Below are 22,952 nucleotides of genomic sequence, written 5' to 3'. Positions count from 1 at the left end.
CAGTTCTGACAGTTCTGACGGTTCTGACGGTTCTGACGGTTCTGACGGGAAATATCCCCTGATCAATCGATCGGATAGCGTTTTTTCTGCGTGGTTCATGTCTTCACAGTGAGACGCTAACTTGCGTTGAAACACGTATGCCATATAGTGGTCCCTACTTTCGGGCTGAATAACCCGCGAACCGAGGGGAGTACACATGGCAACCGCCCAGCTGAATGTAGATGACAGCAAGTACACGTTACCCGTCGTCAAGGCAACCGCTGGAGCCGACGGCATCGTCGTCTCTACGCTGCGTAACGACGGTTGGGTCACGCTCGACCCCGGTTTTCTCACCACTGCGCAGTGCGAGTCAAAAATTACGTATATTGACGGTCAGCATTCAATTTTGCGTTACCGTGGGTACCCGATCGAGCAACTGTGCGACAAGTCCGATTTTCTGGAAGTCGCGTGGCTGCTGCGTCACGGTGAGCTACCCAACCGCGAACAGTACGATCATTTCGTATCTGCGATCAACCATCGCACGATGGTCGGCGAAGATTTCCGTACATTCATGGGCTCGTTCCCACGCACTGCGCATCCGATGAGTGTGCTCGCTTCGGCAATCAACGCGCTCGCTACGTTCTACCCAGACACGACCGATATCAACGATTCTGATCAGCTCGACGAGGCTGCGGTGATCATTATGGCGAAAGTGCGCACGATCGTCAGCTATATTTTCCGTCGTCGTCGCGATGAGCCGATGCTCTACCCTGATTACGCGCGCGGCTATGTTGACGATTTCCTACGCATGTGTTTTGCAGTGCCGTATGAGCCGTTTGAATCTGACCCGTTGTACGTACACGCGCTCGGCCGATTGCTAATTATTCACGCTGATCATGAGCAGAATTGTTCAACGTCAGTAGTGCGTATTGCTGGAAGTGCGCACGCAAATCTGTATTCTGCGGTCGCAGCTGGAGTCAACGCTCTGTCTGGTCCGTTGCATGGGGGTGCAAACGAGGCAGTATTGCGCCAACTTAAGGCGATTCGTGACTCTGGTAAGTCAGTACGCGAGTTTGTTGAGGATGCGAAAGCAAACGGTCAGCGCATTTCTGGACTTGGACATCGCGTATACAAGTCATACGATCCGCGTGCGGCGATCGCGAAGACGTACTTAGAGAAGATTATGGAACGTGAGGATACGTCGAAACTGCCAGCTGACGAGCGCGCCCTGTTTGACGTGGCGACTGAGTTGGAGGCGATTGCGTTAACCGACGATTATTTTGTGTCGCGACACCTCTATCCGAATGTCGATTTTTACACCGGACTGATTTACCGGGCGATTGGATTCGACCCGGCGATGTTTACGACATTGTTTGCGCTGGGTCGTATTCCTGGCTGGATTGCGCAGTATCGTGAAATGCTCGCCGATCCGAACACGAAGATCGGTCGCCCGCGTCAAGTGTACACGGGCGAAACCGAACGCGATTACGTGCCGATCGACGAGCGGTGAGGGCTGAACGTCACTGCTCAAACGGATAAACAAGACCCCACTTGCCGCGCAGCACGTCCATAAGTTCCATAATGCGCAGCGTATCCGAATGTGGCATTTCCTCGCACTCGCCGAGTCCGTCAAGAATTGCGTTTGCGGCAGCCGCAACCTCGTATTCGTAACCAGTCAGCTGTGCTGGCACGTCGTAATGCGTGCGCACCGAGTGATCGGTACCATATACGTCAATCGACTCGACATTATTGATATTGCGGCACACCACGTAACCGTCGGTACCCCAGATATAACCGCCCCGGTCAGATGCGACCAACATCGACGATACGGACGATGCCATCACGCCATTGCCGTAGTAAATCGTCGTCGCATTCTGCGCGTCCACGCCGGTCGCATACGGCATCATTGATGTCTCGACGCGATCGATCGGCACTGCGCCGTGACCGCCCATCACCATATCAATAAAATTCAGCGGATACACGCCAACATCAAGCAATGCACCACCAGCCAACGTCGGGTCAGTCATGCGCGTCTTGTGCGTCACTGGATAACACAAGTTCGCACTGATCGACTGTACTTCACCGATTTCGCCCGAGTTGACAATATCGTCAATGATCGCGCGCGACGGCATGTACCGCGTCCAAATCGCCTCTGTACACAACAATCCAGTTTCATCCGCCACAGCCAGCAGATCGCGCGCCTGCGCAGTGTTCGCAGTAAACGACTTTTCCACAAGAATATTCTTGCCCGCGCGCAAGCAAGCAATACCCTGCTCAGCGTGCAAACTATGCGGCGTTGCGATGTACACAAGGTCAACCTGCGGGTCGGCAAGCAGTTCATCATACGAACCGTAGGAGACCGGGAAACCGTATTTGTCAGCAAACGCGGCTGCACGCTCACCATTGCGCGCGGCTACGGCATACGGTGCAATCAGATTGGAATATTGCGGGTCGGCAGCCATTTTGTTCAACGTTGTTGCCATTGCATGCGCGATACCGCCGCAGCCGAGAATCGCCACATTGACTTTCAACCCTTGCGCTTCAGCTTCAGCGCGCCTTCCATTGAGCCGACTCATCGTATTCCTCCTTGAAACCGTATGACGTTTTGTTCGTGCGCAGAACAGTTGCCCTGCGGCATCTCCTTCATTTTATGGCGGATGCTGGTCTGTTGTGCGAGCATAAACCTAGCCTCAGTGTCTGACCACACTAGAATCAAACAACAGTGGTAACTTCACTCACAGTTTCAGCATGGGTGAACGAATGTAAGGTGGCAGGATATGACAGACGAGACAGTCAGCGCGGCGGGTCACGAAATCGCCAAACAGCCAGCAATGGCACAGCGAGCGCGCGAAGCACAACCATTCCGTGCGATGGTATTCGGTGAAAAAGCCGACAATATGATCGCAAATGGTATTGATGTGGTCAAACTGAGCTTAGGTGAGCCGGATTTTGGTGCGCCTCCTGCTGTGCGCGAGGCGATGCGCGAACAATATGATGGCCGTCCACTGCCATACACTGCCGCGTTTGGGCTTCCTGAACTGCGTCGTGCGATCGCTGATTTCTACCGTACGAAGCATGGCGTTGACATCGATCCCAAGCGTATTGTGATCACGTCGGGCGGTTCGGCTGCGCTATTACTGGCGACCGCGTTGACGGTTGACCCGGGTGACGAAGTAATTATTGCTGACCCGTCGTATCCGTGCAACCGAGAGTTGGTGCGTTCGTTTGGTGGCACGGTGATTGACGTGCCGACGAGTGCTGCTACGCGCTTTCATTTGACGCCTGAGCTTGTGGATGGCGCGTGGAGTGAGCGGACGAAAGCGGTGATGATTACGTCACCATCCAATCCGACTGGTACGACGATTGCTTTTGACACGTTGCGTGATGTGTGTGATTTGGCGCGAGAGCGCGGCGCGTGGCGCATCGTTGACGAAACATATCTTGATCTGGCTGACCGTGAACCGGATGGCAGCGACGTGCGTTCAGTATTGCTTGCCGACCCGGATGCGATCGTGTGCAACAGTTTTTCGAAATTCTTCGGTATGACCGGTTGGCGACTTGGCTGGGCAGTGATTCCTGAAAACACAATCGAAGCGGTGGATGATCTCGCGACAAACTTCTATTTGTGTGCACACACGCCCACGCAACACGCAGCGGTCGCATGCTTTACACCCGAAAGCCTTGCTGTGTGCGAGGAGAGGCGACAAGAGTTGCTGGCGCGCCGCCGCATTGTGGTAGACGGTTTACGCGAGATCGGACTGCCTCTTGAAGTTGAGCCGAACGGTGCGTTTTACGCGTATTTCAACGTGTCATCGACTGGATTGGACGCGTGGACGTTCTGCGAACGCGCGCTGAACGAGGCACATGTGGCGTTGACACCGGGGCGTGATTTTGGGCCGGCGACGGCTGACACGCATGTTCGCTTGTCGTATGCGGCGTCGCGTGAGGCGCTTGCCGAAGGGCTACGTCGGTTGGGTGCATTCGTAAAGACGCTGTAATAAGTCGAGGCTGCTCGGAAAACAACGCCACGACCGTAACGTAACGACCGTAACTCAGCATTATGTCGCATCTACCATTGACTTACGGTCGTTTTTATCGTCGCAAACGGCCGTAACTCAGCAGTAAACGTTCACTAGTGCTGAGTTACGGCCGTTTGCGGGCATGAGAAAGGCCGTAAGTCAGCAGGAGCTGTTTGTTAGTGCTGACTTACGGCCTTAGGCGCGGAAGACTGTGGTGATTAGACGATCACTTGGCAGTAGCTTTGGCCTTCTGATCGGCGTCGAACGCGTGCTCAGTGGTCGCGTTCTTAGCGGAACCCTTTTCGCCGTTGTCGGAATCCCAGTGGATTTCGTGGCGATCATCATGGTTACGCCACCAACTCGACAGAATCGAACCGGAGATGTTGTGCCACACCGAGAAGAACGTGGACGGCACAGCCGCGATCGGGTTGGAAGCGAACGAGGTCAAAGCCAGCGTTGCGCCGAGGGCAGAATCCTGCATACCAACCTCAAACGTAATAGCCTTCTGCTGCGCGTAACGGAAGCCCTTCGGATACACCTTGTACATGAGCTTGGAGAATCCGAAGCCCAGCGTGTAACCGCACAGGTTGTGCAGAATGACGACAGGAATAGCCATCAGCGACGACGGTACGAACAGCTTCGGGCCATTCGCAGCCACGACCACGCCGATAATCAGCAAAATAGCGAGCTGCGAAACAATCGGCAGCGCAACCGTAATTGTCTCGATCTTCTTGCCGAAAATCATATGGCAGATCACGCCGAGTGCGATCGGGAACAGCACAACCTTCACTGCGTTCAAGAACAGGGACGCAACCGGAACAGTCACATACTGCGAAGCCAGCCACTGCATGAGCAGCGGGATCATAAACGGTGCGCACAGTGTTGACAGAATACCAATCGACACGTCAAGCGCGACGTCACCACGCGACAGGTAACTCATCACGTTCGACGACGTACCAGACGGGCAGCAGCCAACCAAAATCACGCCCACAGCCAGCGGGCCGTCGAGGCGGAAAATCCAGCACAGCAGCACTGCGATCAACGGCATAATCACAAAGTGAGCCACCGTGCCAACGATCACCATCAGCGGCTGCGTAAGAATACGCTTGAAGTCGTCCAGCGTCAGGGTCAAGCCCATGCCGAACAGCACAATACCGAGCAGGTAACCGGTGTATGCCTTACCCCACAAGCTGGTTTGTGGCACGAAATAGTTGAACACTGCCCAAACAATTACGATCAGCGTAAACCATTTGGTCAGCCAATCAGCGAATTTCTTCACGTTTTCCATCGAAAAACTCTCTCTTATATAACGGTGTGGAATACGCGATCCGTTTTGCGGATGTACCCGACATCGTAAGAGCGGATGATTAATTGTTCACAAATGTCTCACGTTGTGAACGTTGTGTTACGACTCGTGTTACTTGGAAGTGTCTGCGCATGTCTTGGTACCGCAACGGTTGCTGACGATTGCTGACGGATCTGATGATGGTTTGTTGCCGTCTGTTGCATTGGACTATGCACAATGGTGCGCCCGGGTTATAGACTTGAGACTTGGAATACGTATGCCAAATACGAAAGGATAACAATGTCCGCTGAAGCAAACGTCGGTGTCGTCGGTCTTGCTGCAATGGGTGCCAGCCTCGCCCGTAATCTTGCGCGTCATGGCAACAAAGTTGCCGTGTTCAACCGTCACTATTCGCGCACGGAAAAGCTCATTGCTGAGCACGGTGACGAAGGCCAGTTCTTCCCGGCGAAGACGATGGCTGAGTTCGTGGATTCGTTGAAGAAGCCCCGTACGGCAATCATCATGGTTAAGGCTGGCGAGCCGACCGATGACATGATTAACCAGCTCGCTGATCTTATGGAGCCTGGCGATATTATCGTTGACGCTGGTAACGCGCACTTCCCGGATACGATTCGCCGCGAAAAGGCGATTTCCGCGCGCGGTATGCACTTCGTCGGCTGCGGTGTTTCCGGCGGTGAGGAAGGCGCGCTGCTTGGACCGTCCATGATGCCCGGTGGCTCCGAGGAGTCGTGGCAAACCTTGAAGCCGATCTTCGAGTCGATCGCAGCGAAGGCTGAGGGTGAGCCGTGCGTGACGCACATTGGTGAGAATGGTGCAGGCCACTTCGTCAAGATGGTGCACAACGGTATTGAATACTCCGACATGCAGCTGATTTCGGAAAGCTACGATCTGATGCGTCGCGCGCTGGGCATGACCCCGGCCGAGATCGGTGACGTGTTCGAGGAGTGGAACAAGACCGAGCTGAACTCGTATCTGATTGAGATTACGGCTGATGTGCTGCATCAGGTGGATAAGAAGACTGGCAAGCCGCTGGTTGATGTGATTGTTGATCACGCTGGCATGAAGGGTACTGGTACGTGGACTGTGCAGTCCGCGCTTGATCTGGCTGTGCCGGTAACCGGTATTGCTGAGGCCGTGTTCGCCCGTGGTCTGTCCGGTCAGAGCGAGCTACGCGCTGAGGCTCAGAAGCAGGCGTTCGAGGGCCCGAATGGCGTAGTGCCGATGGATTCCGCGGAGAAGGCTGCGTTTATTGATGACATTCGTCAGGCGCTGTACGCGTCGAAGATTGTCGCATATGCTCAGGGCTTCAACGAGATTACCGAAGCTGCCAAGGTGTATGACTGGAAGATTGATCTGGCTGCTGTGGCGCGTATTTGGCGTGGCGGCTGCATTATTCGCGCGAAGTTCCTCAACCGTATTTCTGATGCGTTCGAGTCCGGCGAGGCTAATGTTTCCCTGCTGTTTGCACCGTACTTCAAGGATGCGATCGAGGCTGCGCAGACTTCGTGGCGCCGCGTGGTGACGCGTGCAATCTCCTTCGGTGTGCCGGTGCCGGTGTTCGCTTCTTCGCTGGAGTACTTCGATGGCCTGCGCTCGAAGCGCTTGCCGGCTGCCCTGATTCAGGGTCAGCGCGATTACTTTGGCGCCCACACCTATCAGCGTGTGGATATGCCGGGTGCGTTCCACACGCTGTGGGCCGAAGACGGTCGTCCGGAGATCGAAGCGTAGCGGAGATCGTAGGACGAGAGTGCAGTCCGGTGGACTGCACTCAGTCTTCGGCCGAGCGGCGGCAGCCGCGAGGTGATATTGAGTCTCGCGTGTAGCGCGAGTCCATAATTGCAGATCGAGCCGGGTCGTGAGGAGATCGAAGCGTAGCCCGGGAGCACAGTCCTCGGCCTGAGCGAGGGCGAGTCCGCAATTGCACGGGGCGAGCTGGGATGCGAGAGCATTAGCATTTCAATCTCATATATGCACTGAGGAGTGTGAGTGGCGGTTTTCTCTCACTGAGCGTCGCTCAGTGAGAGAAAACCGCCACTCACATATTTGAGGCATTGCATCGGCTCAACGGCTGAGCGATCGTATGAGTATATGAGCACTCAGCCGTTGAAACTTTTTGGCTTAACAGAGACATTTCTCGTCTTGAATTTCGATTTGTGCACTTTTTATTATTTCAAGACAAGCTCGATTATTCCGCAATTTTCAAGATCGTTGATTTTCTGCGGTTTTTCATGACACTGGTATTGTCTCACCGCGCCAGATGTATCGATTCACTAGATTTGGAGACAAATTTCTTGTCTTGAAATCCTCAAAGCACAGGAAAATGAATTTCGAGACAAGTAATGCATACAACTGTGTGGGCAATAGAGCCTGCATGAACTGGTTCCGTGTATTGCATAATGGTGAGTGGCGGTTTTTGCTCACTGAGCCACGCTCAGTGAGCAAAAACCGCCACTCACATTCCAGCACGTTATGCACGTAGCGTGCATCCATTACAGCTTCGACGCCGCACCCTTATCGATAAGCCATAGCAATTCACGCCCGTCTGCATAAGAGCTCGGTGCCTGCGGGTTATGCGGTGCAGCAAGCGCGTGTGCAACAGCTTCCGCTTTGCGCGTTTCAGAGGTGAATACCCATGTGTGTCGCGAACGTGCGATCATTGGCACGGTGAGCGTGAGCCGCAGCGGCGGAGGCTTGGGGGAGTCACGCACTCCGGCGACGAGCACATGCGGATCATCAATCAATACTTGCGGCAGTCCCGGGAACAGTGATGCAAAATGCGCGTCTGGACCAACGCCGAACATGGCAATATCCAACGCCGGCTCGGGGCCGAGTTGCGCGACCAATTCAGTTTGATACTCGACTGCGGCGGCCGTAAGCACAGCATCGGTCTGATCAGGAGACGCGGCGGCGATCTCGTCGGCCGAACGCATATCGGCTGGCATTGCGTGGATATTCGTTTCCGGCAGAAGTCCGCGATCGATCATCTCGTCGAGAAACTCGCCGCGGGCCTGCTTGACGTTGCGGTCGTCGCTATCGGCTGCGACGAACCGCTCGTCGCCCCACCAAATATGTACGCGCGACCAATCAACTGCAGTAACCAACGGACTCGCGAGCAATTCGTGAAAGACGCGATTGCCGTCGGTGCCGCCGGTTACGGCGATGTCTACGCGCTTGCGGCCCGGCTCAGCCAGAAGATCGCCGATCGTCAGCAACGTTCGTGCCGCGACAGCTTGCGCGAGCACGACCGGGTCGGGATAGATGATGGTTGTTCGTGTGGTCATGTGACTCCTTGGAACGAATGGCGGAATATCAGTCGGTGGGATGGATGAGATCCCAACCGCGGCCGATGACCTCGGCATAGACCTCGTCAGGGTTGAGTCGGCGCAATTCCTCGCTCAAGCATTCCTCAAGCGTACGGGCCGGCACACTGATCGTCTGCGGCGAGGCACCCGGCATGCTGATCACCGCGACGCCGCCGTCCGCGTCGGGACGTTCCAAACTGAGCACGCCGTCAGAGCGGGTCAAATACACGCCTGTCACGGCGGTCGCATCTGGCACGTCCTCGATGGACACTGGCACGTTGAGTCGCAGACGCAACCATGCGGCGAGCATGTCCATTGGCAGGAAGCCCTTCGGTCCGGTCACACGCACGGTGCTGATCGGAAGGTGCGGTGGCTGGTCGAGCATAGTGGCTAGCATCGCACGCCAGACAGTCAGACGTGTCCACGACAGATCCACGTTTTTGGACGAACGGTTGCGACGCAGATCTGCGATCGTGCGATATGGGTTCGATGAGCGCATCGCGTCGGTGATACGCGTGCGAGCCATCGCACCGAGCAGATCTTTCGACGGATTCGCTGGCGCTTCGGTCGGCCACCACGCTACGACCGGCGCATCTGGCACGAGCAGTGGAATCACCAATGTGTCCGGATGGTGGACGAGTCCGCCGCGTGGATGCAGCACAATGATTTCACCCGCGCCAGCGTCAGCACCGAAACGCACTTGCGCATCCAAGTTCGAGGCTTCATCGGCCGCGTCGGCATCATTCTCCGCCACAGCACGCTTCTGCCCGCCGAGAGCAGCCGCACCATGCTTCGGACTGATCGCAATCACACGACACGGATGCTCACGGCTTGCCGCATTTGCGAGCTCAAGTGCATGCTCAAGCTCATCCTCATTCGTGGAAATCAGCAGTGTCAACACGCGGCCGGTTGCAGATTCGCCGCGCTCTTCGTGTAGTTCGTCGATTTTGCGCGAAATTTCGCGGGTTCGCGTGTTCGGCATATCAATGATCATGGCATCCTCCACAGGCGTCCATCGCGGGCGAGCATTTCGTCCGCCTCTTCAGGTCCCCACGTGCCGGCCCGATACGGTTGCGGCTGGCCAAGCGTTGACCAGAATTCTTCGATCGGATCGAGAATTTCCCAACTCAAATCGACTTCGCGCGTCGTCGGGAACAGTGGCGGGTCGCCAAGCAACACGTCCAGAATCAGTCGTTCATAGGCTTCCGGCGACGATTCAGTGAACGAACGACCGTAGCTGAAGTCCATTGACACGTCACGCACTTCCATCGACGTGCCGCCCGGTACTTTCGCGCCGAAACGCATCGTTACACCCTCATCAGGCTGCACGCGAATCACGATCGCGTTCTTGCCAAGTTCACGCGTCGCCGTCGACTCGAACGGTAGGTGCGGCGCGCGCTTGAACACGACCGCGATTTCAGTCACGCGCTTGCCGAGCCGCTTGCCGGTACGCAGATAGAACGGCACACCAGCCCAGCGCCGCGTATCGAGATCAAGCCGAATCGCCGCATATGTTTCGGTTGTGGACGCCGGATCGATGCCCTTTTCTTCCAAGTAGCCGACGACCTCATGTGAACCCTGCCAGCCAGCCGCATACTGGCCGCGCGCGGTATGCGCTGCCAAATCTTTCGGCAAACGTACCGCCGACAGGATCTTCGTTTTCTCAGCAATCAGGTCGGCCGCCGAAAACGAGACCGGTTCCTCCATTGCAGTGAGCGCGAGCAGCTGCAGCAGGTGATTTTGAATCACGTCACGCGCTGCACCGATGCCGTCATAGTAGCCGGCACGACCTGCGACACCAATGTCTTCGGCCATCGTAATCTGCACGTGATCGACGTAGTTCGCGTTCCAGATCGGCTCGTACATTGCGTTCGCAAATCGCAGTGCAAGAATATTTTGCACGGTTTCCTTGCCGAGATAGTGGTCGATACGGAACACACTCGACGGGTCGAATACTTCGGAAACAACGTGATCGAGTTCTTTAGCGCTCGCCAGATCGTGACCGAACGGTTTTTCGATGATCACACGCCGCCATGCGCCTTCGGAGGAACGCGACAAACCGCAGTCGGCGAGTTGACGAGAGACGATCGGGAACGCGCTCGGTGGCACGGACATGTAGAACGCATGATTACCACGCGTGCCACGATCGCGGTCGAGCTCGGCAACCGTATTCGACAGACGTTCGAACGCCTTCGGATCGTCAAAAGTACCTTGCACGAAGCGGATGCCTGCTGCAAGCTGCGTCCACGTGGACTCCTTGAACGGAGTACGGCAGTGAGCCATCACGTTTTCGCGTACGAAATCTTTGAAATGATCTTCGGTCCAATCGCGGCGCGCGAAACCAGTCAGGCCGAAGCTTGGCGGCAACAGACCGCGGTTGGCAAGATCGTAGATTGCAGGTAGTAACTTCTTGCGTGACAGATCGCCAGTCACGCCGAAGATCACGATGCTGCATGGGCCGGCGATGCGTGGTAAACGCAGATCGCGCGGGTCACGCAGGGGATTGACCCAGTCGGCGGTGGTGCCGGTGGTAGGTAGTGAATCGTTCATACAACCCATCCTAGTGGGACCGCGCGCCGGAGACGGGAATATTTCGAGAGTAGCGAATCTCACATCCTACGTCAGAAGTTCGTTGACGATGTCGTGTCTACTCTGACAAGGGGAGCTATTTATCTACAGCCTATTTACCTGCGGCGAGACAGTCGCTCCATTATCCGCCCGCCAAAGCGAATCTGCGAACACACAATCGCCGCAAAAATCAGCGCAAATCCTACTCCAGCCGCAGCCTCAACGCGTTCGCCGTAAAATAACACCGAAAACAGCAGACTAAATACTGTCTCCAAGCACATAATGAGCGATGCTTGCGAAGGAGGCGTCACCTTAAGTCCTACATTTTGCATAATCTGAGCGATCATCGTCGCACCGAAAAACAGATACACCAAGCATGCGAGCACATCCGGTTGCAGCCAAGCAGAAGTCGGCGCCGGTTCAGTCAGTAATGCTCCCACCAAACAGCACACGCCAGCAACCACAAATTGACTAAACGTCAAAGCAACCGGGTGAATCTGCTGGCCGAATTTGCCAAGCCACACCAGATTAAACGAAAACACGAACGCGCACAGCAACGTCAGCAAGTCGCCGACACTAATCGACAGTCCACCAAGTCCAGAACTCAGCGACACAAATCCCACGCCAGTTAAGCACAATGCTGCTGCCAACAGATTGCGCGCAGTCGGCCGCTGTTTCATGAGCAGCCACGACGTAAACGGCACAATCACACAGTATGCTGCCGTCAAAAACGCGCTACGACCAGGCTCAATCATCGTCAAACCGGTCATTTGTGACACCATCGTACCCCAATATGTCAGTCCAACAAGCAATCCCGGTACAATAAGGCGGCGATTGAGATACGGCACGATTTGCTTACGAAACAGTATGAGCATAATCGAAGCGGCAGCAAGCAAACGAATCGCCATCAGCCACTGCGGTGTGACGACACTCATCGCAACTTTCGCAGTCGGATAGCTGCCGCCCCACAGCATCGCGCACGCAAGCAACATCAGCTTGCCAACGGTGGGAGAAAGCGTAACTTTGCGTGTCATTATTTGCGACTCCTTTGACTGACTGCTGACTGACTGCTTACTGATTGCAGTAGATTGGTTGAGTAGCTGACCGGTGGGTTCGTAAGCCAACGATGTCCCGACAAACCGGGCAACAGTCTAATGCGATGTACGATAATCCGCACAGCCGGGCGTGCCGGTAATTGTGCGGAACGCGCGCAACCCGCAGCCAATCACGGTAAGATCATGGATACGGCAAAAGGATACGCATCCGCCACGCAACACGGATCCGGTACGTAATTCGTACGAAAACCGTAACTCATCAGGGAGGTGACATGATGCCGGCATCCAGAAGTATTAATCAGGACGATCTACGCAATCACAATCTATCCGTGGTTCTTGCCACCATGTCCCGATCGCACGCGCCATTAAGCCGTGCCGCGCTCGCTAAACAAACTGGTTTAACGAAAGCAACGCTGTCACTGTTGAGTGACATTTTGCTACGCAACGAAATTATTTGCCAGCTCGAACCGGCGTCCGGCACCACGTACGGCCGGCCGAGTACGCCGCTCGCGTTTCGTTCCGGACGTTGGGCTGGCATCGGCATGCAGCTCAACACTGACGGACTTGGCTATACTGTGCTCGATCTCGACGGTTCGGTGGTGATGAGCGACTGGCATGAGCGTGCGATGGATGACGTTGATCCGAACGAGATTTTCGCTGAGCTTGATCAGATGATGCAGTCCGTTGAGCAACGGCTGAGTGAAACCGGTTACACTGTGACCGGTTCGTGCCTCGCGCTGCCCGGTTTGGTATCGAACGGCAATCGTTTACTTGTAGCGCGCAATTTTGGGTGGCACGACATTAATCTCAACCAGTATGCGGTGGTGTCGAGATTGAACGCAAGTGCCGACAACGAGGCGGCACTGGCCGCGATCGCGCAAATTCCGGGCTTTGCAGCGCAGCGTACGGCTGAGCAGTGGCCTATTGGGTCGTACGATTCATTCCTGTATGTGTCGACTGATATTGGTATCGGCGGTGCGTACGTGCGCGAAGGGCAAGTGGTGCGCGGCGATCACGGATTCGCTGGAGAAATCGGTCACATGTGCGTGGATATGCGCGGAACGCTGTGCCGTTGCGGTCGTCACGGTTGCTTGGAGACGGTGGCTGGTCGACGTGCAGTGATGATCGCGGCTGGACTTGCGGACGCAGCGAATGCGACGCGTACTGATCTGTTAGAACAGTTGGTTGCGACGTGGCGTGCGGGGGATACTCGGGCGGCGCTCGCGGTAGAAGAAGTGAAAGCTGCGTTGGCTGCGGCGATTGCATCGACGGTGAATGTGATCGACGTCAGTAATGTGATGATCGGCGGCTTGTGGAGCGGATTTGGTGACGATTTACGAGCTGATCTTGAGCGGCGCGTACAGTCGCAGATTTTGGCACGAGATGCGGTGCGTGTGCGACTGATGTTTCCTCCGGTGACCGTGCATCCTTCGATGTACGGTGCCGCGGTGGAGGGATTGCGCCGACTGGTACGCGATCCAATGCGATTCGTGACTGAAGAATGAGCTGCGGTGGTGTATACACAGCGTCAAAAAATTTCGTGGCTCCCCTTGCTAGGACGTTGCCGTTGAGCAAACAGCAGAGCTGTTTGTAGGCAACGTGCTCGCCGACAGGCGAGCCAGCAAAACGCGTGCGTAACACGGCCATAATTGCAGGGGAGCTGGCCGCGAAGCGGCCTGAGGGGTAGTTACACGTGGTAAACGTTCCAAAGGTGTTACTACCCCTCAGTCAGCTACGCTGACAGCTCCCCTAGCAAGGCGAGCCAAGAATGAATCACTCGGACAGCTGGGTGTCGCCAGCGTCCACGTCGAGCGACTTGGCCTGCTTGATCAGGTCATCGAGATCGGATGCGCGCAGCGCGCCGGCCTGCTTGAACACAACCTGACCCTTCTTGGCGATGAGCAGTGTCGGCACTGCTTGAATACCAGCAGCCACAGCTAGATCCTGATTTTCATCAATATCGACCTTGCCGAACACAATATCCGGGTTTTCGTTGCTGGCCTGCTCAAAAATCGGACCAAATGCACGGCACGGTCCGCACCATGTTGCCCAGAAATCAACGAATACCAGCTCGTTATCGTTGAGCGTCTTCTCAAAATCTTGCGTATTCAGCGTGACGGTTGCCATGCTCGATCCTTCCCTTCATGTTCTTCGTAGTCGTTCGCACTACAGTCTGTCTACAGTCTGCCGTTATGCGACGAATCCGCCGTTAATCGACGATCGTACGACTGACCATAACCGACCATAGTTGAACCCTAGCATCGCAGGAACGGCCAACATCTTCCCCTGTGAGCCAAATCCGCGCGCCTTGAGCATGCCTACAGAACCTAGCCGTGTGCATAAAACCGCACAGATTCAGCGATTCATTCCGTGAGTGTCGCACGCTCCCCGTTACAGGCCCGGGGCGATAATGGGACGTATGCCAGTCTTGAATGATGAAGTGCCCGACGAGGGTGATTTCGACGCGGGTCGTCGCCGCGGCGAGTTCGACAATATTACGCCTGAGGATTTCATCCGCGGCACCGGTCATGGCAATCCTCCGGGATGGCTTGGTCCGGCTGATATTAACCGCGCGCGTCGGCAGATGCCGATCGCGTATGTGGAGGTTGTGCCGGTGCGCACTGACGAGCTTGGGCGCGTGTCGCAGGTTGGTTCATTGCTGCGCGTGGCCGATGACGGGTCGATTGAACGCACGCTGATTACCGGTCGTGTCTTGTTCCATGAGACGTTGCGCGAGGCGATTGCTCGCAATGTGGCTAAGGATTTGGGCGATATTGCGTTGCCAGTGTTGCCGCAAAGTTTGCAGCCGTGCTGCGTCGCTGAGTTTTTCCCGACGCCCGGTATGAGTGAGTATTACGATCCTCGCCAACATGCGATTGCATTGTGCTATGTGGTGCCGATTGCCGGTGATTGCAAACCGCAAGATGAGACGCTTGACGTGGAGTGGGTGGACCCGCATAGCGAGCTGATGGATACGTTTATTGCGCAGATGGTCAACGGTCACGGCGATATTGTGCGCCGTGCGTTGGCGTGGCTTGGCGATTGAGCTTAGGGTGCGTGAATCATGACGATTGAGCTGAAAAACTTAAAGAATACCGTGTACCGCGACGGTGACGGCCACACTGTGCCGTTGGTGCTCGTCCACGCGTTTCCAGTGGACCATCGCATGTGGGATGACTGTGCGGCTGAGATTATCCGGCAGTCTGACGAAGCCGGTTTGCCGCAGTTTGCGATCTGGGCTCCGGATATGCCGGGGGCGGGGGATGCGCCGGTAGTGAGTGACGCTGAGTCTGGTGGACGCGCCGCTGACGGTGCGTACGAGCACGCGTTGGATTTGCTGGCCGACGCGTATGTTGATGTGTTGCATGCGGCCGGATACGAGCGTGCGGTATGGGCTGGATTATCGATGGGCGGCTATGTGATTCTCGACATTCAGCGTCGGCATCCAGATGCTGTTGCGGGATTTGCAATGTGTGACACTAAGGGGGATGCGGATACGCGCGAACAGCGCGCAAATCGTGTGCACGTGGCTGAGCAATGCGAAAATGAGCGTTCTGTAGATCCGGTGATGCATTTTGCTGATGCGAATCCGTCAGATTCGAGTTTCAAACAGTCGGCGGCTGGCAAAGCACTGTTCACACGTTGGATTCTCGATCAAAAGCCGGAGGGTATCGCGTGGCGTCAGCGTATGGCTGCAGGACGGCCTGATTTGAACGATCAGTTGCCGCTGATTAGTGCTCCAGCGGCTGTAATTTGTGGTGACAAAGATCCGTTTGCGGACGAGTCGCGGATGCGTACGATCGCCAGCGCGATGACTAACACGCATGTTGCGTACACACTCATCAATGATTGTGGTCATTTCAGCGCGGTAGAACATCCCGCGCAAGTTGCGACAGCACTGACAGCGCTGATGGGACGAGCACAATAACGAATAGCGCGCACATATGACGGGCATACAAACGGATATCCGCACAGCGAAAGGAAGCGGTTTCATGTTCTCACCATTGGCATTAACGCAGGCGTTACCATTCCTACCGCTCGCACAAGGTGATATCGACTATCACACTGAACGTCGTAGCGAAGATGGACTTATCGACACGTTGCTCATCGAACCGTCCACCAAAGTTATTCTTACGCGTGACGGTCGCATTGCAGTGCCGAAAGGTCAGGGTGGCATCGTCGATTATGAGAACGTGCGTATGCGTCTGGCGACCGTTCCCGGCACGTACGTGCGCAGTGATCTGGCTACGCATCCGCAAGTCGTCGCCATGTTTCTCGGCAGTTACGGCGGGGAGCGTAATGAGCATGTGATTGCGGTTGATATTACACGTATCAGCGAAGCGAGTAGCAACGTGCCGCAACGCTCGGTGCATGTTTCGGATGCAGCGTTAACTGGTGCAGATGATGCGTTTGACGAGCATGACAGTGACGCACAGGCGCACACTGCTGTTCGGCCGAGCCTGCTTGAACAAGCGGTTACGAGGTTTGACTGGGTTGATTTGCGAGGGTTTGCACCGCATGCGACGCCGCGTGAAGCTGGTCAAGCTACGAGTGCGATTTCGTTGAGTATTTGGCATACGCGCCAACAGTTCTGTCCAACGTGTGGTGCGCCGGTTGAAGCGGCGATGGCAGGCTGGGCACAGCGTTGCACAAACGATGGCGATGGTCATCGTCTGCTGTTCCCGCGTGTCGAACCGGCTGTCATCACAGCGATCGTTGACAGTAATGATCGACTGCTTGTGCAGCATAACGTTGCGTGGAAGGATGCGCGACTGTACTCGGTATCGGCTGGTTTCGTGGAAGCTGGCGAGAATCTTGAGCATGCGGTGCGCCGCGAAGCTAAGGAAGAGGTTGGGTTAACGCTCGGTGCAGTGAAGTATCTCGGCTCGCAGCCGTGGCCTTTCCCGGCTTCGCTGATGATGGCGTTCAAAGCGCAGGCTGTCACCACTGACGTGCATGTGGACGGTGAAGAGACGATGACTGCTCGTTGGGTGACGCGTGACGAGTACACGAATGAGCTCATTTCCGGCCGTATGGTTGCGCCCGGCAAGGCGACGATCGCACGATACATGATCGAAGAATGGTACGGTCGCGAGCTGTAACAAGTTCCCCTCTAGGCTCCCCTTGCTAGGGGAGCTGGCCGCGAAGCGGTCTGAGGGGTAGTCACACTTACGAACAGTCTAACCCGTGGCCCCCTTCTCAGCATCATGCATCGAACGGCAACGGTTGTAGTACATTGGGAACTATGAGCGACAACAACGAAGCAGAAACTCCTGAAAACCTCGATATTCCGGACCACCTCTCATACTCTGAAGAGCATGCGTGGGTGGATGAATCTGCGTCTCCGGCAATCGTTGGTATCACTGAATACGCAGCCGAGCAGATGGGCGAGCTTGTGTTCGTTGATCTGCCTGAGCCCGGTGAGCGTGTGGAATCTGGCGACGAAATCGTCGAACTTGAGTCTTCCAAAGCTGTGCAGCCGCTGGTCAGCCCGGTTTCCGGCACGGTGCGATACGTCAATCATGAGGCGAGTGACGATCCGAGCGTGATCACGAACGATCCGTACGGCGAAGGTTGGCTGCTCAAAATCGAACTCGATGATGACGAACCAGACCTACTTACGGCTGAAGAATACGCCAAGATCATCCGCTGAGCCGATACGGTCGGTCATTTGACCACCGTATAGTGGGGTTATGAGCAGGATACAGCAGCATACTGCGGATACTGACACTACGCCGGCCGATGAAATGGAAACCGTGCCGATTCCCGCGCGCACGGTCGTCACGACGTTCGACGCCGCGTCTAAGCACGAGCGCATCGAAAATAAGCCGTTACTCGTGCGTACGTTCCGTCGTGTGATCACGCATATGTTCAGTGCGTGGGTGCGTTTTTCGACACCGATCGTAACTGGTTGGGGATGGTATCCGAATGTTGAACCGTATGTTGGATACGGTACGGAAAACTATTCACGACTGATTTGTCGCACCGTGTACGCGCCGGTTCACGCACGTAGCGGCGAACTGACACGTGGTATTCGCGGTATGCTGGCAATTCCTGCGCCGCATCGTCAAGTACGTATTGCGATCGACGGTATGCCGGTGGAAACTGTGCAAGTCGGTCAATCAGAGATTTACGATCGATTTGATCATGCGCGAGACACAGCTGGCGAATATGCGATTTCAGACATGAGCGGCTATCTCGACCTCGTGGCTGAGCATCGCTTAGAACCGGGCGTGCATCGCGTGACCTATCAGGTGGAGCATCGTCGCCCGGTGTCATCGAATCTGTTCACGATTCCATCGCGTGCCAAAGTTGGCATTATTTCGGATGTTGACGACACCATCATGATCACGCAGGCGCCCACATTGTGGAAAGCGCTGTACAATCTACTTTTCCTTGACCCGAAGAAAAAAGCGTCTGTGCCGGGCATGAGCGTGCTGTTTACTAAGCTCGCTGACTTGTATCCAGATGCGCCATTTTTCTACTTGTCTACATCCCCGTGGAATGTCGAAAGTTCGATTCGTCACTTCATCATCGACCACGGATTTCCGGAAGGTCCGCTGCTACTGCGCGATCTCGACCCGCGTCCGAAAACATTTGTCCCAACTGGTCCGCAACACAAACTCGAGTTTGCTGAACAGTTGATGGCTGATTTTCCGGACATGAAGTTCATTCTCGTCGGTGACGACGGTCAGAAAGATCCGACAACGTACGCAACGATTACACGACGCTATCCGGGCCGCGTGATCGCAATCGGTATCCGTCAGCTGTCACCGCGTGAATACTCGCCGATTTCGTCTGTCGTCGGCACTACGTCAACCCAGCCGATGCCAGTTACGGATGTGCCAGTATTCACGGGAACTACGGGTGCGAATCTGATGAAAACAATGTTGCCGTATCTTAAGCAGCACGCAATCTGATCTGGTGCGAACGTAACTTGCGTGTCGCCTGTTGAACGTTTCTCAGTCCATATCAGTCCATGAGAGAAACGATTCAACTCGCTTGTGTCAGGTGGTCACTACAATGGTCGCTCATGACCGACGAGAGTATGTCCGAGCAGAGTGCGCCACTGCAGCCGCCAACCGCACAGCGTATACCGTTCCAGCGCACGTTCCACGGCGATACGTTTACCGATCCGTACGCGTGGATGCGAGACAAGGATTCGCCGCAAGTGCGTGACTATGTCGCTGCGCAAAACCGATACTGCGACGCGCGCATGGCTGGTCTTGCTGGACTGCGCGCCACGCTATTTGACGAACTGAAGTCGCGTATTCAGCAAACTGACATGTCTGTGCCGACGCGCATCAACGATTACTGGTATTTCTCACGCACGCTGACCGGTCAACAGTACGGATTGCAATGTCGCATGCCAGTGCGTAGTGCGGACGATTGGGAGCCGCCGAGCGTTGACGCAACATCACAACCCGGTTCCATGCCCGGCGAGGAAATTATTTTCGACGCAAACCGAGAAGCGGAAGGTCACGATTTCTTCCGACTCGGTGGACTTGACTTAAGTCGCGACGGCCGGTGGATGCTGTACGGCGTGGATACGCGTGGTGACGAACGTTACGATTTTCGCATTCGCGATTTATCTAGTGGCGTGGAGTTGCCGGATGCGTTGGATGGTATTGGCGGGGCAAGTTTGACGCCGGACGGGCAGTGGGTGTTCTACGTGATGGTGGATGATGCGTGGCGACCATATGCGGTGCGCCGGCATCACGTTGGTACGCCGGTTGCTGAAGATGTTGAGGTGTATCGCGAGTCGGATGAACGATTCTGGGTCGGCGTCGGCATGAGCTTCGACGAGCGGCACGTCGTGATCGGTACAGGGTCCAAAACTACGACCGAAGTGTGGATGCTGCCGATGGATAATCCCGAAGGTGAGTTTTCGGTATTCATTCCGCGACAGACCGATATCGAATACGACGTGAGTTTCGCATGTTTTGAGGGTGCGGGAGAGCACGGCGAGGACGTGCCGCTGGCAATCGTCTATCACAATGCGATGAATCCAAATTTTGAGATCGATGTGATTGACATGCGGTCGCACAAGCCGCCGTATCAGCTTGGCGAGGGAACGCGCGTGGCTGTCGGCTCACCGTATGGTTGCGAACAGGGTGATCGGTTTGAGTCTGGTGCTCGCGCTCGCCGCATTGGTGAAGCGTATGTGAACCCAGTTAATCCGGCGATTGTGCAGGGTGCGCATGGGTTGGCGATCGAGGGATTGGCGATTTACCGGCATTTCGTCGCGCTGTCGTATCGTACGGACGGCCTTCCTCGCGTGGCTGTAATGACCAAGGAACAAGCTGCCGCTGATTTTCTCGCCGGCCGACCGTGGGCATTCCGCGAATTGGTACCGCCTGCGTTGGATGATGATTGGGATGTTGAACCGTCACTTGACGACGATGATGCGGTGGATGATGCTGCCGGTCCGCATCCGCACGCGGCTGTTGGCGGGGATGGTATTTCGGCTGATGGTGATGCTGGTGATGCTGGTGACGCTGATGTGCAGTCGCTGCGTATGGTGAATACATGGGATGGTGCCGCCGACGATCTATTGCCCGGCGAAACGCGACGACTGTACTCAATCGGTTCTGGCGGCAATCCTTCATACGAAGCGCCGCGCATGCGTTACTCGTTCTCTAGCTATACGCGTCCCGGCGAGCTGCATGATATCAACCCATGCACTGGCGAAGACCGACTGCTCAAGCGCGCCGCCGTACTCGGCGATTTTGATCCGCGCAACTACATGGAACGTCGCGTGTGGATTACCGCACGCGACGGCGAACAGATTCCGGTGTCGCTCGCGTGGCGTCGTGACATGCCCGTGTCTCATTCGGCCATGTTTATCACCGGATACGGTGCGTATGAGATCAGTTCCGATCCAGGATTTTCAGTGGCGCGACTGAGTTTGCTTGATCGCGGCGTGCTGTATGCGGTGCCGCATATTCGCGGCGGTGGCGAAATGGGTCGCGCATGGTATGAGCAGGGACGGCGGCTGAATAAGCGACACTCGTTTGAAGATTTCGTTGACGCGACAGTGGCATTGCAAGAAGCTGGATTAGCTGACCGACGCAGGACTGTAGCGAACGGTGGTTCGGCTGGTGGATTGCTGATGGGAGCAGTGGCCAATATGGCGCCTGATCGATTCGCGGGTATCGAAGCAGATGTGCCATTTGTGGATGCGTTGACGTCGATTCTCGATCCGTCGCTGCCGTTAACGGTAACCGAATGGGATGAGTGGGGCGATCCGTTGCATGATGCGGATGTGTATCGCTACATGAAGTCGTATACGCCGTATGAGAACGCACCGGATGCTGGGAATGCTGGTGTTGGCGGTGTCTCTGGTGTTGGTGGTGCGGTTGCGCCGGTGTTCCCGAAGATATTCGTGACTACGTCGATGAACGATACGCGCGTGTTGGTTGTCGAACCGCTCAAATGGGTAGCGCGTTTGCAAGCTGCGGGCGTGGATGCGATCGTCAAAATCGAGGTTGAAGCCGGGCACGGAGGCACGACTGGTCGATACAAGCAGTGGGAAGAAGTCTCTTACGAAAACGCATGGTGCCTATCAGTAATGGGCGTGCACTACTGATTGTTGGATTGAGCGGTGTGTGGCCCCTGTTAGCACGTTGCCGTTAAGTGTTTTATCTCGGCTCCCCTTGCTAGGGGAGCCTTTGTGTTGGTGTTTTGGCTGCCGACACGCCGTGTGTTGGTGGTTTGTTGTTTACCTGTGGGTTGTTTTGGTGGTTTATGGTGGTTATGTTGGGTGTGAAACGCTGTTTGCGACACGCCGAGGGAGTCGTGTGTTTGCAACGTTTTTGGGTGTTGTTTGTTGTGTTGATTTGCGTTTGTGTTCGTGGTCGTGTAAGTTATCTACTCGCTGCCGGTCAGCGATTGGTTCTCTGCTTGAGGGTTGAGAGTTGGTCGAGTGGTGGTGGTTTGAGAACTCAAGAGCGTGTTTGTACTACTTCTTTATGTTTGTGATTGCCAGTCCAATTCCCGCTTCAATGGTTTTGTTGGAGTACCTGGGAGGGTTTGATGGGGGTTGGGGTTTTTGTGCGAACGTCCTTCCTTATAGGACGATTGTCAATTTTTGTTTTTGAGAGTCTTTGTTGAGTCTTTTCATTTTTTTGTGGAGGGTTCGATTCTGGCTCAGGATGAACGCTGGCGGCGTGCTTAACACATGCAAGTCGAACGGGATCCTCAAGCTTGCTTGGGGTGAGAGTGGCGAACGGGTGAGTAATGCGTGACTGACCTGCCCTGTACTTTGGGATAGCTCCTGGAAACGGGTGGTAATACTGAATGTTCCACATGATCGCATGTGATTGTGGGAAAGCTTTTTTGCGGTATGGGATGGGGTCGCGTCCTATCAGCTTGACGGTGGGGTGATGGCCTACCGTGGCTTTGACGGGTAGCCGGCCTGAGAGGGCGACCGGCCACATTGGGACTGAGATACGGCCCAGACTCCTACGGGAGGCAGCAGTGGGGAATATTGCACAATGGGCGCAAGCCTGATGCAGCGACGCCGCGTGAGGGATGGAGGCCTTCGGGTTGTAAACCTCTTTTACAAGGGAGCAAGGCTTTATTGTTGAGTGTACTTTGTGAATAAGCACCGGCTAACTACGTNCCAGCAGCCGCGGTAATACGTAGGGTGCAAGCGTTATCCGGATTTATTGGGCGTAAAGAGCTCGTAGGCGGTTCGTCGCGTCTGGTGTGAAAGCCCATC

The 22,952-nt window shown here is 55.5% G+C and carries 17 protein-coding genes and 1 rRNA gene; 11 read left to right on the top strand and 7 right to left on the bottom strand.

All coding sequences use genetic code 11. The annotated features are described in order from the left end of the window. Positions 1 to 196 precede the first annotated feature (196 nt). Positions 197 to 1,489: a citrate synthase gene (locus BHAP_RS09295; protein ID WP_094730426.1), complete on the top strand. Its 1,293-nt coding sequence runs from the start codon at positions 197 to 199 to the stop codon at positions 1,487 to 1,489. Between the two features lie 10 nt (positions 1,490 to 1,499). Here the strand turns inward: BHAP_RS09295 and BHAP_RS09290 are convergent, their stop codons facing one another. Then, positions 1,500 to 2,555 carry a Gfo/Idh/MocA family protein gene (locus BHAP_RS09290; protein WP_094730425.1) on the bottom strand — a complete coding sequence of 352 codons (1,056 nt, stop codon included), beginning with the start codon at positions 2,553 to 2,555 and terminating at the stop codon, positions 1,500 to 1,502. 255 nt (positions 2,556 to 2,810) lie between these two features. Between BHAP_RS09290 and BHAP_RS09285 the strand changes: the two genes are divergently transcribed. Next, the gene (locus BHAP_RS09285) at positions 2,811 to 3,977 is read left to right on the top strand and encodes a pyridoxal phosphate-dependent aminotransferase (protein ID WP_169713203.1); all 1,167 of its coding nucleotides are present in this window, start codon (positions 2,811 to 2,813) and stop codon (positions 3,975 to 3,977) included. A 247-nt stretch (positions 3,978 to 4,224) separates the two neighbouring features. Here the strand turns inward: BHAP_RS09285 and BHAP_RS09280 are convergent, their stop codons facing one another. Further along, positions 4,225 to 5,286, bottom strand: coding sequence for a bile acid:sodium symporter family protein (locus tag BHAP_RS09280; protein WP_094730423.1), 1,062 nt, complete (start codon positions 5,284 to 5,286; stop codon positions 4,225 to 4,227). 297 nt (positions 5,287 to 5,583) lie between these two features. Between BHAP_RS09280 and gndA the strand changes: the two genes are divergently transcribed. Beyond that, positions 5,584 to 7,032 carry an NADP-dependent phosphogluconate dehydrogenase gene (gndA, locus tag BHAP_RS09275; protein ID WP_094730422.1) on the top strand — a complete coding sequence of 483 codons (1,449 nt, stop codon included), beginning with the start codon at positions 5,584 to 5,586 and terminating at the stop codon, positions 7,030 to 7,032. A 761-nt stretch (positions 7,033 to 7,793) separates the two neighbouring features. On the opposite strand, the gene pgl is transcribed toward gndA, so the two are convergent. From pgl to BHAP_RS09255, 4 genes are all read right to left on the bottom strand, one after another. Further along, entirely contained in the window at positions 7,794 to 8,585 is a 792-nt protein-coding gene (gene pgl, locus BHAP_RS09270) for a 6-phosphogluconolactonase (protein ID WP_094730421.1), read from the bottom strand. Positions 8,586 to 8,613: 28 nt separating this feature from the next. Continuing rightward, entirely contained in the window at positions 8,614 to 9,600 is a 987-nt protein-coding gene (locus BHAP_RS09265) for a glucose-6-phosphate dehydrogenase assembly protein OpcA (RefSeq protein ID WP_094730420.1), read from the bottom strand. Continuing rightward, complete coding sequence (gene zwf / locus BHAP_RS09260) at positions 9,597 to 11,156, bottom strand: glucose-6-phosphate dehydrogenase (RefSeq protein ID WP_094730419.1); 1,560 nt, start codon at positions 11,154 to 11,156, stop codon at positions 9,597 to 9,599. Before zwf ends, BHAP_RS09265 begins: the two co-directional genes overlap by 4 nt. Positions 11,157 to 11,290: 134 nt before the next feature. After that, the gene (locus tag BHAP_RS09255) at positions 11,291 to 12,208 is read right to left on the bottom strand and encodes a DMT family transporter (protein WP_094730418.1); all 918 of its coding nucleotides are present in this window, start codon (positions 12,206 to 12,208) and stop codon (positions 11,291 to 11,293) included. A gap of 293 nt (positions 12,209 to 12,501) precedes the next feature. Between BHAP_RS09255 and BHAP_RS09250 the strand changes: the two genes are divergently transcribed. Continuing rightward, positions 12,502 to 13,734 carry an ROK family protein gene (locus BHAP_RS09250; RefSeq protein WP_338024697.1) on the top strand — a complete coding sequence of 411 codons (1,233 nt, stop codon included), beginning with the start codon at positions 12,502 to 12,504 and terminating at the stop codon, positions 13,732 to 13,734. Positions 13,735 to 14,002: 268 nt separating this feature from the next. Here the strand turns inward: BHAP_RS09250 and trxA are convergent, their stop codons facing one another. Beyond that, positions 14,003 to 14,356: a thioredoxin gene (gene trxA, locus BHAP_RS09245; RefSeq protein WP_094730417.1), complete on the bottom strand. Its 354-nt coding sequence runs from the start codon at positions 14,354 to 14,356 to the stop codon at positions 14,003 to 14,005. 292 nt (positions 14,357 to 14,648) lie between these two features. Here trxA and BHAP_RS09240 point away from each other — a divergent pair, with 292 nt between their 5' ends. The 7 genes from BHAP_RS09240 to BHAP_RS09210 all read left to right on the top strand — a co-directional run. Then, positions 14,649 to 15,275 carry an NUDIX hydrolase family protein gene (locus BHAP_RS09240; protein ID WP_094730416.1) on the top strand — a complete coding sequence of 209 codons (627 nt, stop codon included), beginning with the start codon at positions 14,649 to 14,651 and terminating at the stop codon, positions 15,273 to 15,275. Positions 15,276 to 15,293: 18 nt separating this feature from the next. Beyond that, positions 15,294 to 16,157, top strand: a complete 864-nt coding sequence (locus BHAP_RS09235; protein WP_094730415.1) for an alpha/beta fold hydrolase — start codon at positions 15,294 to 15,296, stop codon at positions 16,155 to 16,157. A 64-nt stretch (positions 16,158 to 16,221) separates the two neighbouring features. Continuing rightward, positions 16,222 to 17,331, top strand: coding sequence for an NAD(+) diphosphatase (gene nudC, locus BHAP_RS09230; RefSeq protein WP_094730414.1), 1,110 nt, complete (start codon positions 16,222 to 16,224; stop codon positions 17,329 to 17,331). A 143-nt stretch (positions 17,332 to 17,474) separates the two neighbouring features. Then, positions 17,475 to 17,882, top strand: coding sequence for a glycine cleavage system protein GcvH (gene gcvH, locus BHAP_RS09225; protein ID WP_094730413.1), 408 nt, complete (start codon positions 17,475 to 17,477; stop codon positions 17,880 to 17,882). Positions 17,883 to 17,922: 40 nt separating this feature from the next. Further along, entirely contained in the window at positions 17,923 to 19,149 is a 1,227-nt protein-coding gene (locus BHAP_RS09220; protein ID WP_244569380.1) for an App1 family protein, read from the top strand. Positions 19,150 to 19,262: 113 nt separating this feature from the next. After that, positions 19,263 to 21,818 (top strand): S9 family peptidase, encoded by a 2,556-nt coding sequence (locus BHAP_RS09215; protein ID WP_094730412.1) that lies wholly within the window; start codon positions 19,263 to 19,265, stop codon positions 21,816 to 21,818. A gap of 537 nt (positions 21,819 to 22,355) precedes the next feature. After that, positions 22,356 to 22,952, top strand: a 16S ribosomal RNA gene (locus tag BHAP_RS09210); the annotation flags it as partial.

This window comes from Bifidobacterium hapali (assembly GCF_002259755.1).
GTDB lineage: Bacteria > Actinomycetota > Actinomycetes > Actinomycetales > Bifidobacteriaceae > Bifidobacterium > Bifidobacterium hapali.
This window is presented reverse-complemented; position numbering and strand designations above follow the sequence as displayed.